The sequence below is a fragment of the Planotetraspora silvatica genome (assembly GCF_016863315.1).
In the GTDB taxonomy this organism is placed as follows: domain Bacteria; phylum Actinomycetota; class Actinomycetes; order Streptosporangiales; family Streptosporangiaceae; genus Planotetraspora; species Planotetraspora silvatica.
On record NZ_BOOQ01000024.1, the window covers coordinates 203,880 to 222,388 of the forward strand.

The 18,509-nt window shown below is 71.6% G+C and carries 6 protein-coding genes; all 6 read left to right on the plus strand.

Annotation, left to right across the window (positions count from 1 at the left end):
• Positions 1-46 precede the first annotated feature (46 nt).
• Positions 47-661, plus strand: a complete 615-nt coding sequence (locus Psi02_RS19130) for a TetR/AcrR family transcriptional regulator (protein ID WP_203975945.1) — start codon at positions 47-49, stop codon at positions 659-661.
• A 402-nt stretch (positions 662-1,063) separates the two neighbouring features.
• Entirely contained in the window at positions 1,064-2,521 is a 1,458-nt protein-coding gene (locus Psi02_RS19135; protein WP_203975947.1) for a benzaldehyde dehydrogenase, read from the plus strand.
• 138 nt (positions 2,522-2,659) lie between these two features.
• Positions 2,660-4,261, plus strand: coding sequence for a GMC family oxidoreductase (locus Psi02_RS19140; protein ID WP_203975949.1), 1,602 nt, complete (start codon positions 2,660-2,662; stop codon positions 4,259-4,261).
• Between the two features lie 496 nt (positions 4,262-4,757).
• Positions 4,758-11,942: an OmpA family protein gene (locus Psi02_RS19145; protein ID WP_203975951.1), complete on the plus strand. Its 7,185-nt coding sequence runs from the start codon at positions 4,758-4,760 to the stop codon at positions 11,940-11,942.
• Positions 11,943-11,961: 19 nt separating this feature from the next.
• Complete coding sequence (locus tag Psi02_RS19150; RefSeq protein ID WP_203975953.1) at positions 11,962-15,201, plus strand: hypothetical protein; 3,240 nt, start codon at positions 11,962-11,964, stop codon at positions 15,199-15,201.
• Positions 15,198-18,485 carry a phospholipase D-like domain-containing protein gene (locus tag Psi02_RS19155; protein WP_203975955.1) on the plus strand — a complete coding sequence of 1,096 codons (3,288 nt, stop codon included), beginning with the start codon at positions 15,198-15,200 and terminating at the stop codon, positions 18,483-18,485. Before Psi02_RS19150 ends, Psi02_RS19155 begins: the two co-directional genes overlap by 4 nt.
• The last annotated feature ends 24 nt before the right edge of the window (positions 18,486-18,509 follow it).

An 18,509-nucleotide genomic window follows, 5' to 3' on the forward strand; every position in this document is an offset into this window, starting at 1 on the left:
CCGGGTAGACACCTACGCGTCGTCTGACAAGCCAGATGATTGACCCATGACCAACGAAAAGCCTCTTCGGCGTCGCAACTCCGCGGCCAGCCGCGAACTGCTGCTCCGCGCGGCGAGCGAGCTGTTCGCCGACCGAGGCTACGACCGCACGACAGCACGCGACATCGGTGAGCGCGCCGGGGTCGACCCCGCGCTGATCGCCCGGTACTTCGGTGGGAAATCGGAGCTCTACGTTGCCGTACTGCGCTCGGAGAAGGAATCCGAGCCCTTCACGCCGATGACCAGTGGCGACCGGCTGTCACGCATGCTGGACCGCATTGCGCTCAGCGGTCCCGGCCCCGTCTACCAGGCGGTCATTCGTCCTTACGACAACTCCGACGCGCAGAGGGTGTCCCTGGAAGAGCTGTACCGAAGGGGCATCACGCCATTGAGTGAGCACCTCGCGGCGCGAGGCGAGGAACAGCCGGAACTGCTAGCCGAATTTTTCTTCGCGATGTTCATCGGGGTGATCCTCAGCCGGCATGCCGGGACCCTCTCCCACCTTGCCGGTACCACTAAAGAAGAGCTTCTTGCTCTCCTTCAGAGCGTCATCCCGATGGACCACACGGGCGACTCCGCGGACCATCATGCGCCGGAACGAAGCCACGGCGGGGGACCCTAGCTGTTGCGCGACATGACGTTGGTGATTCACGGGGACGGCAACGATCAGGGCTCCTACGACGGAACTCCGCTGGTCACCCGCCGCTCATAGTGCCCCGAGTGATCTGTGGGGACGGGTTTTCCTCCGTTCGCTTGACAAGGGGGGTCGTTCGTGCTCTCTTGTCATTAAGCGATGACATCGAACGTTGACATCGCCGATGGCATCACCGAGAGCTATCGGAAGACCTCCGCCTCGGTGATGAGCGCCCGCCGTCGCGACTACGCGCCCAGTTCAGCCTGCTTCAAGCCTGATCCTGGTGGGCCGGCCGAAGGACTCCGCAGAGCTTCAAGCGTCGAAACAGAACATCTCGGATTCCCGGCGCTTCGTCACTCGAGAGAAACAAGATCTCCGATTGGAGTGGACATGAGTTTCCTGGATGGTGAGCGGTGGAACGAGAGCGTCACCAGTGGATGGTTCCCGCTCAGCGGCGGAGTGATCTCTGTGACCGAGCCGGCCACGGGGCGGCAGATCACAAGTTTGGGCCGCGCCGATTTCGGAGACCTGGAAAGGTCGGTGGCGCAGGCACGCGAGGCGCAAGCCGCTTGGGCTGCGAGGCCATTCACTGAGCGGGCCGCCGTCCTGCGGCGGGCGGCCGATCTGTGGACACAGCATTCCGAAGGCGTCCAGTACTGGCTGATTCACGAGGCGGGCAGCGTTCGCCTGAAGGCCGAGTATGAGGTGCACGGCGCTGTCCATGAGTGCCTGGAGGCCGCCGCGCTGCCCTCCCACACCCTGGGTGAGGTCCTGCCATCCGACAGTGCCCAGTTGAGCATGACGGTTCGCACACCTGTGGGTGTCGTCGGAGTCATCTCGCCGTTCAACTTGCCGCTGCTACTGGCGATCCGTTCCGTGGCGCCTGCCCTTGCTCTGGGCAACGCCGTCATCCTCAAGCCTGACCCGCGGACCTCGGTCTCCGGAGGCGTCATGATCGCGAGGGTCTTCGAAGCGGCGGGACTGCCTGCGGGGCTGCTGCACGTTCTTCCCGGAGACGGCGACCTTGGTTCGGCCATGGTCACTCACCCCGGCATACGGGCGATCTCGTTCACCGGCTCCACGCAGGCCGGCCGCGCGGTCGGTGAGCTTGCCGCGCGGCATTTCACCCGCGCGCACCTGGAACTGGGCGGTAACAACGCGCTGATCGTGCTCGGCGATGCCGACCTGGACCAGGCCATGAGCGCGGTCGCCTTCGGGAGCTTCTTCAATCAGGGCCAGGGCTGCGTGATCATCGGCCGGCACCTGGTCCACGAATCGATCTATGACGCGTATGTGTACAAGCTCGCCGACCTCGCGTCCGCACTCGTCGTAGGGAACCCGGAGTCCGAAGGAGTGGCGCTTGGGCCGATCATCGACGCCAGGCAACGCGACAGGATCCACTCACTCGTCACGGACAGTGTCGCCGCGGGGGCCCGCCTGCTCACAGGCGGGACCTATGACGGCCTCTTCTACCAGCCCACCGTCCTCGCCGAGGCAGGTCCCGGAATCCCCGCCTACGACAACGAGGTGTTCGGCCCGGTGGTCTGCGTCACCCCGTTCTCCACCCTCGACCAAGCCGTCGAGCTCGCATCGGACACGCAGTACGGGCTCGCGCTGGGCATCTTCACCGCCGACATCGCAACCGGCCTTTCGCTGGCCGAGCGCATCCCGACGGGCATGGCTCACATCAACGACCAGACACTCAAGGACGACCCTCACGCCCCCTTCGGGGGGATGGGCGAGTCGGGCAACTCCACACGCTTCGGTAGCCCCGCAGCAAATATCGAGGCATACACAGACACCCGCTGGATCACCGTCCACGCACAGGTCCCCACCTATCCGTTCTGACCGGATGGACTCGGGATGACTTTCGTTCGACGGTCGCGGGGGGGTGCGTCACATGCTCGATATGCGACTGTTTGTCGCTTTCTGTGGTCGTTTGGTGTGGGCGGCGACGCGGTATGAGGTCAGGATTGGAGCGGCGTGATGGATACGGGCGTGTACGACCACATAGTGGTGGGCGCCGGGAGCGCAGGCTGTGTACTGGCAGCCCGGCTGTCCGAGGACAGCGGTACGCGGGTGCTGCTGGTGGAGGCGGGCGGCCCGTACAGTGCCGAGATCGCGGAGAAGATCGCGTCACCGCTCGCATGGCCCGAGTTGCTGGACAGCACGGCCTGCTGGGGCGACACCACGGTCACCCAGCGGGCCACCGGTACCTCCACGCTCATTGCTCGTGGCCGCGGCCTTGGCGGGTCGTCCGCCATCAACGCCATGATGTTCGCGCGAGGTCACCGTTCGGGTTACGACGCATGGGAAGCGGCCGGCGCCGCCGGCTGGGCCTACGCCGACCTGCTGCCCTACTTCAGGCGCTCGGAGACGGCGCCCCATCGTGATCCCGCCGTGCGCGGTACGGACGGACCGCTCACGCCGATGCCCGCGGACCCGCTGAGCCCGCTGATCCTGGCCGGCCTGGAGGCTGCGGCTCAGTGCGGGCATCCCACTGCACGGGACGTGAGCTCCGGGCTGGAAGAGGGCTTCGGACACCCTGATTGGAACATCGTCGACGGCAGGCGGCAGAGCGCCACGGACGCGTACCTCGCCCCCGACGTGCGCGCGCGGACAAACCTGCGCATCGTCGGCGGCGCCCTGGTACACCGGCTGATCATCGAGCAGGGCCGTTGCACCGGCATCGTTTACGCGCCGCCCGACGCCCCAGGCACCCTGGCGACCGTGCGCTCACGCCGTGACGTGGTCCTGACAGCCGGCGCTCTCGGCTCCGCGCAGCTCCTCCTTCTGTCGGGTGTGGGACCGCGAGAGCATCTGCGCAGCCTCGGCATTCCCGTCGTGCACGACGCGCCGGAGGTCGGCGCGAACCTCCGGGACCACCCGGTCAGCAACCTCGTGTACCGCGCGGCCAAGCCCGTGCCCTCCGCGGGCAACCAGCGCAGCGAGGCATGGGGATTCTGCCGCTCGCCCTACGCGACGGACGGTCCCGACCACCAGATCCTCCTGGTCGACGCGCCCGGCCACCGCTCGCTCGGTCTGGGCCAGGCATATTCCATGTCCGTCGTCCTCGCGCGGCCCGCCAGCCGCGGGACCGTACGGCTCGCGAGCGCCGATCCGCTCACCCCGCCCCTGGTCGACCCGCGGTACTTGCAGGACGGCGACGACCTCAAGATCATGGTTGCGGGCGTGCGGACCGCACGTCGTATCGGTACCGCGCCCTCCCTCGCCCCCTGGTGCCACTCGGAGGTCGCCCCAGGCCGTGGCGCGGACACGGACGAGGAATTGGCCGCGTTCGTTCGGGACGAACTGGGTAGCATCAACCACCCTGCCGGCACCTGCCGCTTGGGAACGGACGAGCGGTCCGTCGTCGACACCGCGCTACGTGTACGCGGCATCGAAGGGCTACGCATCGCTGACGCATCCATCATGCCGGGCGCCTTGGTCGGCTTCCCCAACGCCACCGTCTACGCGATCGCCGAACGCGCCGCGCAGCTGTTGCGCGATGCCCCGGCACCCGGCGGCAACGTCGCGACCCTCCGAGATGGCTCCCACCATGGGATGAGCGAGGGCGTCGGCGAGTAGCAGGGTGGACTCTTCGAAGATCTCTTCTGCGCGACGGTAGGAGCCGCGCGGGTCTCCCGGCAATCAGGCGGATGAATCCCGAGTATTCCTCGCGATAATCCTTTTCGGGGAGTCGGCGCGGCGGGGACCGGCCAGGACGACGGGGGACGGCGTTCGAGGCGGAATGGACAGCCGGATCAGGAAATGCGCGAGGCCACTAATGGTGTCCACGACCACCTATGACGCTCGGTGGTGCCGTCGACGCATTCTCGGATGTCAGCCCCTTCCCCGCAGGTCTTGACGATCGCCCGCCTGCGGTTAACGTATGGCGTAGGTTCGATCGCTTGTGAAAACGGGGTCCGCGCTGCACACGAAATCCTCGTTTCGTGAGGCAGTGCGATGAGGGGTGCGGAAACAAAAAAGAAATTCACTTAATCAGTCATGCAATGGGGAACGTATTCCGGCCGGCGGATGCTCCTCTTCGTCGAGTCGCGTATCCGAATGGACGGAACCGGCGATGGCAAAACGTGGCGTTTCCCTTCTCGATCTGGCGGCTCCGTTCCCCGGCGCCCAGGCACTGGTTCCGGACGACCTCGCGTCCCGGCTCGAGAACCTCGCCGTCGTCTCGCATCAGGCGACGACCAGTCCCGGCGTGATGATCCACTCCGGTGTCGTCCAGCCCATCGCCGACCTCGGCTTCCCTTCCCTGCGCGACTGGGATGTCGAGGTGCCCGGGCTGAACTCGGGACTGCCGTTCCGCCTCGTCCGCACGCGGACGACCCCCGGCGCCGGACAGACCCTCGAGCCCGCCGGGGCCGCCTCGTTCCTCGATCTCTTCGTCGACCGGATCGCCATAACCGTGCCCGGTCTGCGGCCGGCGACGCTCGTGCCGTCCGCTCCCGCCGTCGTCGCACACCTGCTGCCGGACACGTCTCGGAGCAAGGTCCGGATCGTCGGCTCAGGTGTCGTGCGCATAGATCTGTCGGGCGGCGGCGATCTCGTCCGCTTCGTCGACTGGCCGGACCCGTTCGACCCGTCCGCCCCCTCGGGGGCCGTCTACCGGGTCACCTTCGACCCCGTGAGCTTCTTCATCGGGGGCTCCGAGATCGGGATGACGGTGGACCGCCTGGTGTTCGACGCATCCGCAGAAGTCACGCCCCCGGAGATCATCGCCCGCGGCCAGACACCGGGCTGGCAGGGCATCTCGATCGCGGAGGCGACTCTGTTTCTGCCGCCTGACACGCCACTGGTCGACAAGATCAACGTCGGCGTCAAGGACGTCCTGCTCGGCAGCCCCGCGGGCCTGCAGGGGGAGATCCGGGTGGAGCTCGGGCGCACGCCCATCAGCGGCGCCGCCGTGGGGTTCCTCCAGGATTTCGAGGACTCCGAGCAGCCCAGGACCGTCTCAGGATCCGGCCGGGAGCTCACCGTCCCGTTCATCACAGGGACGCCGAGCACCGGCCGGATGCGCGCCAAGCTCAACCCGTCCGCGCTCGGCGCGTCGACCCACCCGCACATGACGTGGACCCTGCCCGACGGCACCCTCGTCGACCAGGACGACTCGGGCTGGTTCACCACCTCTGTCGGCGAGACCATGAGCGGCCGCTTCTCCGAGGAGGTCGACGGTGAGAAGGTGTTCGACTCTCCGACGAGTTACACCTTCGTCCAGTCCGAGGCGCAGGTGCAGCACGCGGCCAAGGTGAACGTGCACGTCGGCGCGGTCGACATCGCGAACGTCGTCGCCGTCGCCGGTACGGCCGAGGATCTGACCCTGCTGGAGTTCGAATCGGCGCTCAACCCGGCCGACGCCGCGAATCTGCGCTGGCAGCACGGGGACGGCGCCGACGCGCACACCCGCACCGGCCCCGACTTCGTCCTCATCCCGAGCACCGACCCCGGCACGAGCCACGTCGTCGTCACCGACCCGGACGAGCGCACCCGCCGCATCCGCGTCGACGTGCTCGCCGAAGGCGGTCTCCTCATCGGTGCCGAGGACGGCGTCCACGACCGCACCGGCGCGCTCGTGCAGGTGCGCGGCGTCGACCAGACCTACAGCCTCAACGCCTTCCACCGCGACGCCTCTCTCGTCCCGTTCACCACGCCGGCCACCGTCTCCGGCGGCACGGCCACCGTCCCGGACGGCGGCCTGGCCGAGGTCACCGTGGAGCTCGGCATCGGAACCGAGCCGGACGCCCCACCGCCGCCGGTGACGGAGGAAGAGGTCCGCCGGCTGGAGATCCGGTTCGACTACGGGCTCAGCAACCCGAAGGCGTTCGGCGCCTACGTCCCCCGCACCCAGGAGGGCGGTGTGGAGGCCTCCGTCCGGGCCTGGGCGGCGTTCTTCCCCGGTGCCACCTTCGTGGTCATCGGTCGTACCTGCGACATCTCATCGGACTCGTTCAACGCCGCACTCGCGACGGATCGGGCGAACGCGGTCGCGGCGTGGCTGCCGGCCGGTACGACCCTGTCCCGTGGAGAGCAGACAGCGCCGAGCGCGCCCATGGCCGCGGCACAGGACGCCGTCGTCACCGCGCCCCCGCTGACGGACGACGCGAAGGCCGCGAAGCGACTGATCGACTGGGAGTACTCCGAGGAGGAGCGGCGGGCCTGGGGCGACGTATCGACCAACAAGACACGCGAGTCCTTCCGGCGCGCCGACGTCTTCGCCGTCGGCGGCACCTATACCCCCCCGGGCGGCGCGGGCGCCTCCGACCAGCGCCTGCCGACCGACACCCAGGAGCTCGACCCCGCGCTGCGGCGCAGCTACATCCCGGGGGAGGACGCCGACGACGTCGCCCTCCCCGCACCCGTCGATCCGCGTCTGGCCTGGCTCGTCCGCCTGCTCGTACGGTGGGACTCTCCCACGGTCACCGACTGGTCGGACGCCATCCCGACCCAGGCCGAGTTCACCTTCGAGTGGGCGACCACGAACGTCCAGACCGTGCCGGCGCCCGGTGGCGGAGACTCGCCGGTGCCGGTCCGCGCGCCCTCCGAGCCCGTCGGGCAACCCTCGACCGAGGTCTACACGCTGACCGGACGCTGGTCCTACGACTCCCGATCGGGGCAGACGGTCTTCTCGCTCTCGATCGCGTCATCGGGCGACCCCAAGGGCCTCGCGGCGATCGACTCGGAGTTCCTCGCCGTCGCCCTCGCACTGGCCCCCGCCCTCCTGGCCGGGATCGGCGCCTCGGGCGTGGACGGCGGAATGGTGCGGGTCGCCGCGCTCGCGATCGCCGCGGGCGTCCTGTCGAGTGTCGCCAAGGACGGCGAGGTCGTCATCCACGCCGCCGAGATCGAGCATCGGCAGCGGAGCCTCACCGACACCACCGGCTTCCGCACGCGCGTCCTGTTCGACTACACCGCATCGCTGGGGCTCGACATCCAGGCCGCGGGCCTCGGCGCGATCGCCACCGACGACGGCCACCCGCTCAAGGTGCGGTACAAGAAGGTCGGCCTGGAGTTCGACGATTCCAAGACCGAGTGGTACGACAAGGTCGGCCTCGTCTACGAGGACGTGTCGTTCGAGGTGGCCGACCCCGGCCGGTGGCAGATCGACGGACCGCTCGGGCAACTCCTCCAGGTCGTCGCCACCCGCGCCGGCGTCGGCTCGACATGGTTCGAGTGCGACCTGGAGTTCGCCCTCGACCTCGGCGTCGTGTCCGTCACCGGTGCCACCGTCCGGTGCACCTTCGGCGATGACGGCTTCTCGGCGGAACTGCGCGGGCTCGGTGTCGGCGTCGACATCCCCGGAGTGCTGCGTGGTGAGGGCCGGCTCGTCCTCGGAGACGGCGGCGCGTTCAAGGCCGCCCTGGAACTCGACCTCGTCAGCGTCGGAGCCAAGGCGATGGGCGCGCTCGCGTTCGATCCGGCACACGACTTCCTGTCGATCGCACTCGGCCTGGTGCTGCCCGTCGGGATCCCGCTCGGCGCGACGGGCCTGGGCATCTTCGGCTTCCTCGGGCAGTTCGTGTCCAACGGCGCCCGCGCGCTGCCACCCGGCTTCGACGACGACCCTGTCGGGCGTGAGATCGCCTGGTTCCGGGACACCCCGTACGAGAACAAGTTCGCCCCGCTGCGCGGCCAGTGGGCGATCGGGCTCGGCATGATCGTCGGGACGCTGCCGGACAGCGCGTTCACGTTCAACGCGACAGGCATGTTCGTCGTCGCCTTTCCCGATCCGACCGTCGTCTTCGGCATCGACGCCAAGCTCGTCGAGAAACCCGCGGTCGCCCCGTGCACACAGGGCGCCCCTGCGGACCCGAGTCTGAGCATCCTCGGGCTGGTCTCCATCGACGATGAGGCGGTCGCGGTCGGCGTCCGCGGCCGGTACACGATCCCCAAGGTGCTCGAGTTGCTCCTGCCGATCGACGGCTACTTCCCCTACCCGTCCACTCCGAAGGACGCCTATGTCCGCATCGGATCCGACGGTGTGGTCAGCGAGGGACGCCCCGGCGACCCGGTGACCATCAAGCTGCTGCCCGGCACGCTCGACGTGTCCGCCTTCTCCTATCTCATGATCGAGGAGAGGAGGCTCCACCGGCTCGGCGGCGATCCGGCGTTCAACTTCGACGGCTTCTCCGTGGGCTTCGGCGCGGGGTGGGAGATCAGGTGGTCGGCGGGCCCGATCAGGCTCGAGGCGTCGGCGAAGATCCTCGTCGGGTTCGGCACGAACCCGTTCCTGCTCAAGGGCGGCATCTTCGTCAAGGGCGAGCTGAGCCTCGTCGTCGTCAAGGTCTCGGCCAAGGGATCGATCGTCGCGACCGTCTGGGACGACGGCGGCTTCTTCCCCGCGGTCAACCTCAAGGGCGAGTTCTGCGGCTCGGTCTCGTTCTTCTTCTTCTCCATCGAGGGCTGCGTCGGCGTCGAGATCGGAGACCCGATCACCCCGGACGCCCCGCCGCCGCCACCGCCGGTCGGCAAGGTGTCACTCACCGACCGGCGCGGCTTCACGACCGCACTGGCGGCCACCACCTCGCCGGGCCTGGAGCAGACCGTCTGGCCCGACACCGTCCCGGTCATCGAGTTCACCCACCACCTGGCCGTCGACCTGAGCGGCGGCGCGTTCAGCCCCGGACCCGGCCCGGCCGGGCCCGCCTGGTCGGGGACGAGCGAGATGAAGTACGCCTACCGGCTGACCGGAGTCGAGATCGTCCCGGACGGCGGCACCCCGCTGCCGGGTCCGCTCGACTCGGGCTGGTGGCTGCCCACCTCACGCCCGGGAGTCCTGAGCGACGGGGACGTCGCCGTCTCGGAGTCCGAGGGCATGTTCCTCGCCCTGCTCGCCTGGGACCCGGGGCCTTGGACGTACTGGCTGACCGACGGCGGCGCGGGCACGGACGCCGACCCCGCCGGCACTCCGGGCCGGCTCTGCGACCCGCCGGCCCGGCCGAAGCCCAACTGCGTGCTCGGCGAACTCGGCCTGCGCGCCGGCGCTGACGACGTACGCTTCTTGACCGCGCAGGCGGGCGAGCCCCCGTTCCCGTCCCGCTTCACACTCCTCGCCCGCGAACGCGCGTACGGGAGGCCGCTCGCCTCGCTGGTGCCGTTCGTGGCGGCGCAGGGATGGTCCCTGACCCCGGGCCAGGTCGACGCCGGCCCCTTCGGGCACGACGTCTGGTGGCTGGCCGCGATCACCCAGCACTCGTTCACCGTGCGGACGACCGAGTTGCGCGGCCGGCTCGCCCCCGAGATCCGCGACGCCGACCTGTCGCTCGTCGTCTGCCGGGACTTCCGGCACCGGCCGCCGGCGGAGCGGCAGCGGACGTGCGCCGTGGTCGCCGACCGGTTCGGGCCCGGCGAGAACCTCGGCACCGCCAACGCCATCGGGCCGGTGAAGATCGACTCCTACTCGACGGACATGCGGACCTTCGCGGGCGTGAACGGCGTCGGCACGACCCTGCGCTACCCGAACGACGGCATGGCGTTCCACCTCCCGGAGGCGGCCGACGAGGTGCTCGTGACCCTTCACCCGCTCGGCAGTTCCGCCGAGGTGCGGGCCTACGACGCCCGCGGGGCCGTGGTCGCGTCCGAGCAGGTCTCCCAGGGCCGCGATCCGGTCGACGTCGTCCTCACGGCGCCGGGCATCGTGCGGGTCGACCTGTACCGCGGCTCCTTCGAGGTCGGCGTGGTCAAGATCTGCTGGGGTGGCGCGGTCGCCGGGCCTCAGCTGCCGGACGACTCCACGACGGGCGCGTTCCCCGTCGTCATGGGAACCGCGGTCGGGAGCGGCGAGCACGAATGGACCCCGACGGTCGAGCAGGAGATCCGCACCGGGGAGGGGATCTGCTCTCTGGTGCGGTACACCCCGCCCGACGCCGAGGCGACCTGGTCGGCGGTCCGCATCCGTGAGTGGTCGGGCACCGGCAAGAACGACGCCGGGCGCGTCGGCCTGGTCCGGCTGTGCGGCGTGAGCGGGTCCGCCGCCGCGCAGGCGGAGGCCAACGCCGCCTTCGCGGCACACCTGCTGGCCACCATCAACGACCGCGCGGCGGCCGAGGAGCCGGCACGCAAGGACCTGCTCGAGGCGAACCGCGGCTACACGATCAACGTGTCGTGGCAGTGGCAGGGCTGGGTGAAGTCCGAGAGCCGGCCCGAGCCGCCGGTCGTGCCGCCGTCCGGTGCCTGGCAGAGCGGGCCGGTGCAGTCCTACCGGTTCAGGACCGCGGCGCGCGCGGTGACCGCCGGGGTCCCGCCGGCGGAGCTGACCGACGAGCGCGACTTCGACCCGCGTTCCCTCCTGCGCTATCTCATCGCGTTCGAGCCGGACACGCACTCCGCGCCGCACCTGCTCGACGACGCCCTCCTCGTCCACCTCGCCGTCGACCACGGCGAGCAGCTCGCGGCGCTCTACGGGCGCCACCTGCGACTGCGACTTCGCCGCACCGACCCGCCGCCGGGCAGCCTGGCGGAGCAGGACCATCCTGACGACGAGACGATCGGCGTCGTCTGGGGGCCCCTGTTCGACGCCTACCGCCCCCTTGGGCAGTCGCTCTTCCTCCAGGCGATCCGCGAGGCGCCCTGCCTGGAGGAGCCCGCGCTCGGCGGCACCACCGGCGAGATCACCGCAGACCTCGTGCCGGGCGCGTGGTACGACCTCATACTCATGGCGACGCCGGCCGCACGGCCCGACGCCGAGGACGTCGTCGTCTCACGGGCCCACTTCCAGGCGTCGCGCTACCGCGACGCCGGCGAACTCCTCGCGGCTCTCGGCTTCGCCGTCCCCGGCCCCGCGGCGTTCATCGCGCCGGACGCCGTGGTCGCCGCCGCCGTGCCGCCCGCACCACTCGCCGTAGGCGACGGAGACCTCGACGCCGCGCTCGCCGCGGTCGGCCTCGATCCCTGGCCACTGGCCGGCCAGGCGCGCACGTCGATCCTCTGGCTCGACGACGCAGGCACGTGGAAACTCGCGGGCCTGCTGCTCGAGGCGCCGGAGGCCATCGTCCGGACGGGCCGGACGGCGCTCGACGTCACGGCCTGCGCCTACGGCGGGGTCACGCTCGGACAGCGCTGCCGCAACCTCGCAGGCACGCGGGTCCTGCTCACGCCGTCCACGCCGGTCGCCGTGACAGGCGCCGACACGATCACCCTCACCCTGACCCGCACGGTGACGGACAGGACGGGGACGGCGTCCTCGACGACGGTCACGGGCCGCCGGTTCGCGATCGACGTCCCGCGCTCGGTTCGCATGGAGGCCGGAGCATGATCACGAACGGAGCGCCGCCATGGGCCTGAGTCCGTCATGGGCCCTCTCGGGCCAGGCCGTCGACGGCGTGGGCGACGCCCATCTCGCCACCGGCGTGCACTACCGGGTGCTCACCAACCCGCTGCTCGGGCTGCCCGTGGTCCCGCTGTCCATCGGCCGGATAACCCTCGGCGAGATGGCCAAGGGCCACACCCGCCGCGACGTCACGTGGGTCGACTCGCGCGGGAACATGCTCACCGCGCCCTTCACCGTGACCCCCGACAACCCGGTGACCGGCCACCTGCCACTGGGCGAGACGTGCTGCTGGGCCGCACTGGAGGGAACGGCCGCCCGGGGCGGCCCGCGCCCGCCCGTCCCGCCTCGGCCGCCGCGCCCGCCTTTCCTCGTGCCGCCTCGTGCCGGTGAGGATGCTCAGACGGCCGACGTGCGGCCCATCGTGGTGCGACCCGGTGCCGGGCCCGTTCCGCAGGCAGGTCTCCCCGCGTCGTTCTGGGTCGAAGGCGTCGTGGCCACGCCGTACGGCGACGCGCCCGTGGCGATCCGGAGCGCCGAGCCCTTCCACGTCTACGCCTCCCATCTCGAGCGCATCGTCGTCCACGGCAACGGAACCGTGACCGGCCTGTCCTGGCTTCCCGCGAGCGCCGTGGACGTCTTCGAGCGGTTCCGGACCGCGCCGCTGCCGACCGGGCCGGGCGTCCGGTACGCCGGACCCGCCGACGGCGAGGACCGGGGCTTCGAACGCGTCAAACGCGGAGCGCCGGCTCGCTTCGGCATGCACGAGTCGCCACTGGCGGCCTCGCCGACCGCCTGCGCCCCGGTGAGCGCGGGCGAGGAGTCCGACCGGGTCGCCGCCCTCACCGGGGAACTCGCCAAGAGCCTCGACCGGCTGGTCAACGACACCTCGGCGCCGCAGCGGCTGCTCACGTCCTCCACGACGGTCCGGGACGAGAACGGCACCGCTCTCGGCGACTCTCAGCGCTACATCCTCATGGACCTCCTCCAGGGTGCCGTCGACCCCGGGGTCGCCCGTTGGCTGGGCTTCCTCGACGTGGATGAGGACGTCCCGCCCAAGAACGTCGTCGTCGCCTACGTGGTCGACGGCCTGTTCGCCCCCGACTGGAAGTCCGTGACCTCGGGCCGCCTGGACCAGACGTTGCCGTTCGGCACCGTCGTCGAGGACGGCGCCAAGGCCGTGATGGAGATGGCGCGGCGCGCGCCCGAGCTGGCGGACTACGCCGCCCAGGTGGCGAGGATGGGCCGCGGTCCCTTCCTCCAGTTACGCGTCGTCCTCGCCGCGACGGCTGGGGTGCCGCTGGATTCCCCCGCCGCCCCCGGATTGGACACGCCGGCCTCCGGCGACTGGCTGCCCGCGACGGCGCCCACCGCCGCCCGCGAGCTCACCGTCTCCATGGAACATCTCGTGCCGGGCGCGGGCCTCGGGTCGGCGATCGCGCAGCCGTCCGGTGACAAACCCCTCGCGCGCAATCCGGAGGAGCCGAAGGGGCGCCGCCTCCTGCTCACCACCCGCCTCGACGACGCGGCGGTGAGGGCGACCAGCGGAATGCTGGCCGACCGGCTCGTCGACGAGCGGGACGGCTCCTGGCAGGTCGCGCAGGCCGACTGGTTCGGGCGCTGGTCGGCCTGGGCCGGAATCACCTTCGCCGCCGCGGCCCGCCCGCGCCCGCCGCGGCCGGTGTTCACGCTGACGACCCGTCCTCCCGTCGTCCCGACGCCGGTCCCCGCAGGCCCGCTCGCCGGTGCCGTACGCGTCGAGGTGTCCGTACCCCCTGTCAGCGGCCTGCCCGCGGGCGGCCGGCTGCTCCGGCACCTCAAGCTCACGGTCACCTCCGGCGGAGTGCCCGTCCAGACGATCCACCCGATCGCCAGTCCTGCCGCCCCTCCGGAGACGCTCGTCATCGAAGTGCCCGGTCCAGCCCTTCCACCGACGGCGAGCGGCACGGTGACGGTGACCGCCGTCTGGACGGACAGCGCGGGCATCGACTCCGGCACCTCCGAGCCGAAGCAGGCGACACTCCACGACCCTCGGCCGCCGGAGCCCGTGATCATCCCGCCGACCCTGACGTACACCGCGCGACCTGACGCGACGGGCCGCGCCCGCACCGCCCTCCGCTGGACGCCCGGCGCGGGGCAGGCCGCCTACCGGGTCTTCGTCGCCGACGAGACGACGTTGCGCGCCAAGCTCAAGGACACCGCGACCGGCGTCATCGCCGAGGGAGACGCGGGCCAGGCTCCCACGAGCGGGCAGGCCGCGGCGCTCCTCGCGGCGCTCGACGCCGCCCCCGACGCGCCGGCGCGTGGTGCGGTCTGGGACGCGGGCCGCCGTCTGCTTCCCCGGCGATGGTGGCTGCAGCTGACCGCCGAGCCGCTGCCACGACCGGTGAGCGGACAGGCCGTGTTCACCCACGACGTCTCCGGCTCGTTGTCGGTCCTCGTGCTCTACCGCGTCGTGGCGGTCAGTTCCGCGAGCGTCGAGTCCGACTTCGCGACCTGCCCGCTGCTGCCCCGTGCCGTGCCGAACCTCCTCGTCCCGCCCGTGCCGACGCTGGACGTCCTGCCCGTCGTCGACGGCTCGGCCGACCTCCTGGCCCGGCTCACCGTCACCGTGCCTGTCGGGCCGACGCCGGCGGTGCGCTATCGGCTTCGCCGGGCGACGGCCACGACCGACCCCGTGTTCATGCCGGTGGTGGCCGAGGGCGCCATCCCGCCTCGGCCGGTCGGCGCCCCGGCCCCTCAGGTGTTCACGATCCTCGACGCGGGCGCCTCGCCGAGTGAAGCGCGCACGACACTGTCCGCGTGGCTGCGCTACAACTGGCGGGTCGAGGTCCAGGGGGCGCCCGCCCCGGGCGGCGGGCCCGCCGGTGAGTGGTCGGCCCCGTCGGCGGCCGCCTCCACGACCGTGATGCCTCCCGATCCACCGGCGGCCGTAAGCGATCTGACGGTCACGCGTGACGCCGATGGCGTCCATGTCCGCTTCGGACACCCCGAGCCGCTCGCGGGCGGTGCGACCGCCGGATACACCGTCGACGTCTACCGCCAGTGCCCAGGCGGGTCGTTGCGGCTGCTCACGAGCCTGCCGGGCCAGGCGCCGCCGCCGACCGGCCGCGGACCCGACGTCACCGGCTCGTTCGACGTCCTGGACCCCGGCGCCGAGGCCGTCACCGGGACGCTCTACCGGGTGGTCGTCACCGATCCGATCGGCCGGGCGTCTCAGCCGAGCACGCCGCAGGAGGCGCCATGACCGCGCTCGTGCCGGACCCGGGCACCCTCGGGCTGGAGTCGCCGACGCTCGGGCCGTGGTTCTCGACGGACGTCACCCTCGGGGCGCCCGGGGACGACCTCGGGGTGGCGCTGACGATCCCGGCGGGCACCGACTGGCTGCCACCCGCCGCCGGCCTGCTGTCCTTCGCGGTGGCGAGCACCACGCTGCCGCCGATCCTTGCGGGGCTACGGGGACCGTCCGGGACCCCTCCCTTCACAGCCGGACGACTCGTCGCGGTGTTCCGCCTTCTGCCGGAGGTCGAGCAGCGTCTGGCCACACTGCTCTCCGACGTTCCCCCTGCCGACGGCACGACCGCGACCCCGGGCCTCGCGACCCGCGACGCCGTACGCACGTTCGCGCTGGAGTTGCCGGAGGATCCACCGACGCTCGCCGTACTCAAGACCCGGGTGCACCCGCCGATCCCGGCCCTGTCCTCGCCGAGCGAGGAGGCCGGGCACGTGGGTCTGAGCCAGGCCGGGGGCGACGTGGACAACGGCGCCGAGCCGATGACGGACCTCAAGCGTCCGGGCCGGTTCTTCGGTCCGCCCGAGAAGCTCCTGACCTTTCCCACGTCCACCGCCGCGACCCTGTACGCCTTCGACGCCCGGGGGCGGGTGATCGACCCCGGCGCGGTCGCGGCGTGGTGGGCCCGGCTGACGAGGACCTTCACGAACCTCTTCGCGGCGGGCGTGACGCAGCGCACCGCCACGGTCGACCCCCGGCTCACCGTCCAACTCGTCGGCCCCGCCGACGCCCCGGCGTCCGCCGCGGTCCTGTCCCGGCTTGCGGCGACCAACGTGACCGGGACGGGACCGGTGCGCGTCCATGGCGGCGGCGACGCGGCCGCCGCCTTCGCCCTGACGGAAGGCACCGTCGACGACGCGCCCCTGCCGCTGATCGCCGCCATGCCCGCCGGGACGTACGGGGCCGCGGTGAACCTCTGGACCGGCGGCGCCGTCGGAGGGGTGACGCGGGACTTCGTCCGAGTGGCTCTCGTCGACGTCGAGCGGCACCTCACCGGTCAGCCGCGAGTGGCCGAATCGGGTGCGAACGCCGAGGCACGGCGGCGCGCCGACGACCAGAAGCGGGCCTCGACACGCACGTTGGCCGCCCAGGCCACGGCGAACGCCGGTGAGAGCGTGCTCCTCGCCACCGCGGACGCCGCGATGAGCGGTCTGCTCGCCGTCCTGTCCGCCGGGCCGGCGACGATGGTGGCCCCGGTGCTCGACCGGGCCGCCGGAGCACTGGCGGCGCCCACGCTGCCCGCCGCCGTCGCTCCGGTGACGCTGCCCGGCCCCGTGACCATGACGGCGCTGACCGGCGGCGGGACCGACGACGACGGCACGGTGGTCGGGCAGCGGGTGCTCGTGCAGACCACGGTCGACCCGTCACTCGCCGGGGCATGGCTGCGGGTGTGGCCGCAGTACTTCGACTCGGCGACGGGCCGGCACGTGCGCGGCGCCGGCGGTGGGGGGCTGGTCGACTCCACGGGTGTCGCGCGCGCCGTCGTCCGGCTCGCTGACGGCGCGGTGGAGCCGGAGAACAGGATGGGCCTGGACCTCATGCTCGTCACGGCCGCCCAGGCCGTGCGCTACCCGGAGGTCCGCCTGGAGAGGCCGGCTCCCGTCGGCGGCGCCATGCCGTCCCTGTCGTCGGTCACTGACACGGTCGTCGCCTGCGAGAGCGGGCAGTCCTTCGCGGGCGGTGTCCCGGCGGGCGCGCTCGCCTCCGGCCTCACGCTGGTGGCCCTGTCCGTTCCGCCGGCGCTGGTCGACCCGGCGAGCATCTCTACGGCGCAGTGGAGTGCGACGACCGTCGCCGCGAGCCTGACCACCGGGGACCGCGTCCAGCTGACCGAGCCCGCGTGGAAGGGCTGGCGCGGCGGCGAGGACCCCGCGACGCTGTCGGGCTCGGCGACGGCGACGCAGATCCTGCGCACCGGGCTGACGCGGCTCACACAGATCGGTGCGCCACTGCCGACCCAGTCCCGCGACGAGGTGGCGGCGGCCATGCTCTCCGCCACGGCGGCGGACGGCCTCGTCGCCGGGGTGCGACCGCTCGGCGCCCACCATGAGCTGCTGCCTCACCAGAACGGACATCCCGGCGCACCCGCCGACGACGAGCGCCACGGGGCCGGCGCCCGGCTCCGCGGCCCGGCCGTACTCGGGCTCGCCGAGATCATCCGGGAGCGGGTGGCGGGCCCGACGACCGCACTCGCCGCCGACGCCTCGACGCCCCTGGCCACGCCCGCCCTCCCGGCCGTCCCCGCGTCGTGGGCGGCGACCCTGCGCACGGTGGGATTCGGGGTCGAGGCCGAGCCGGGCCTCGTCGAGGCGCTCAACCTCGTCGGGCTGGAGGCCTTCCCGCTCGACGGTCCCGTCGACGCGGTCCAGTCGTGGCTGTCCGCGCGCGGCATCACGATCCCCGGTGGCGTCGGAGGTGCGGCGACGAGCATGCTGCGTGCGGTCGACCGGCGCCTGCTCGGAGCCCGCAGCGGCTACAGGGAGGCGGCGACCGCACTCGCCGCCGCGTTCGCCGGGGCCCAGGATTTCGTCTACCTCGAGACCCCCGCACTCGACGGGCTTGCCGTGGGGAGCGGCGACGCGACACTCTCCGTGTGGCAGGCGCTCGTCGAGCAGGTGCGCGCCAACCCCGTCCTCCGTGTGCTCGTCTGCCTGCCGGCCAAGCTTGCGCCCGGCGCCCCCGCGAAGCTGCAGCGCGTGCGGGACAAGGGCGTTCGCGACGCCCTGGACGCCTTGCGCGCGGCCGCGGGCGAGCGGCTGGCGGTGTTCAACCCGGTCACCGGGCCCGGACGTTCGCTGCATCTGGACGCGACGAGCGTCGTCGTGGACGACGCGTGGGCGCTGACCGGCGGGACGCACCTGTGGCGGCGGGGCCTGAGCTTCGACGCCTCGCTCGCGGTCAGCGTCTTCGACGAGCGCCTGACCGGCGGACGTCCGGCGGACGTCGTCGCATTCCGCCGCGCGCTCATCGCGGGGCGGCTGGGTCTGGCCGCGACGCTGCTGCCCGAGGACCCGGCCGAGCTCGTCGCCGCCGTGCGACGGCTTTCCGCCCGAGGAGGAGGACTTCGGCTGAGCCCCGAAACCATCCAGGCACCAGACCCGATGCCGTCCGAATTCGACGTGACGGTCTGGAACCCGGACGGCTCCCCGGCGTCGTCGTTCGACGCCATGGCATGGATCGGCGCGCTCGTGGTCGACGTCCAGGCCGAATTTCAGGCAGAGATATCAGGATCTCCTTGACCCGGTTTCGCGGTCGCCTTCCGT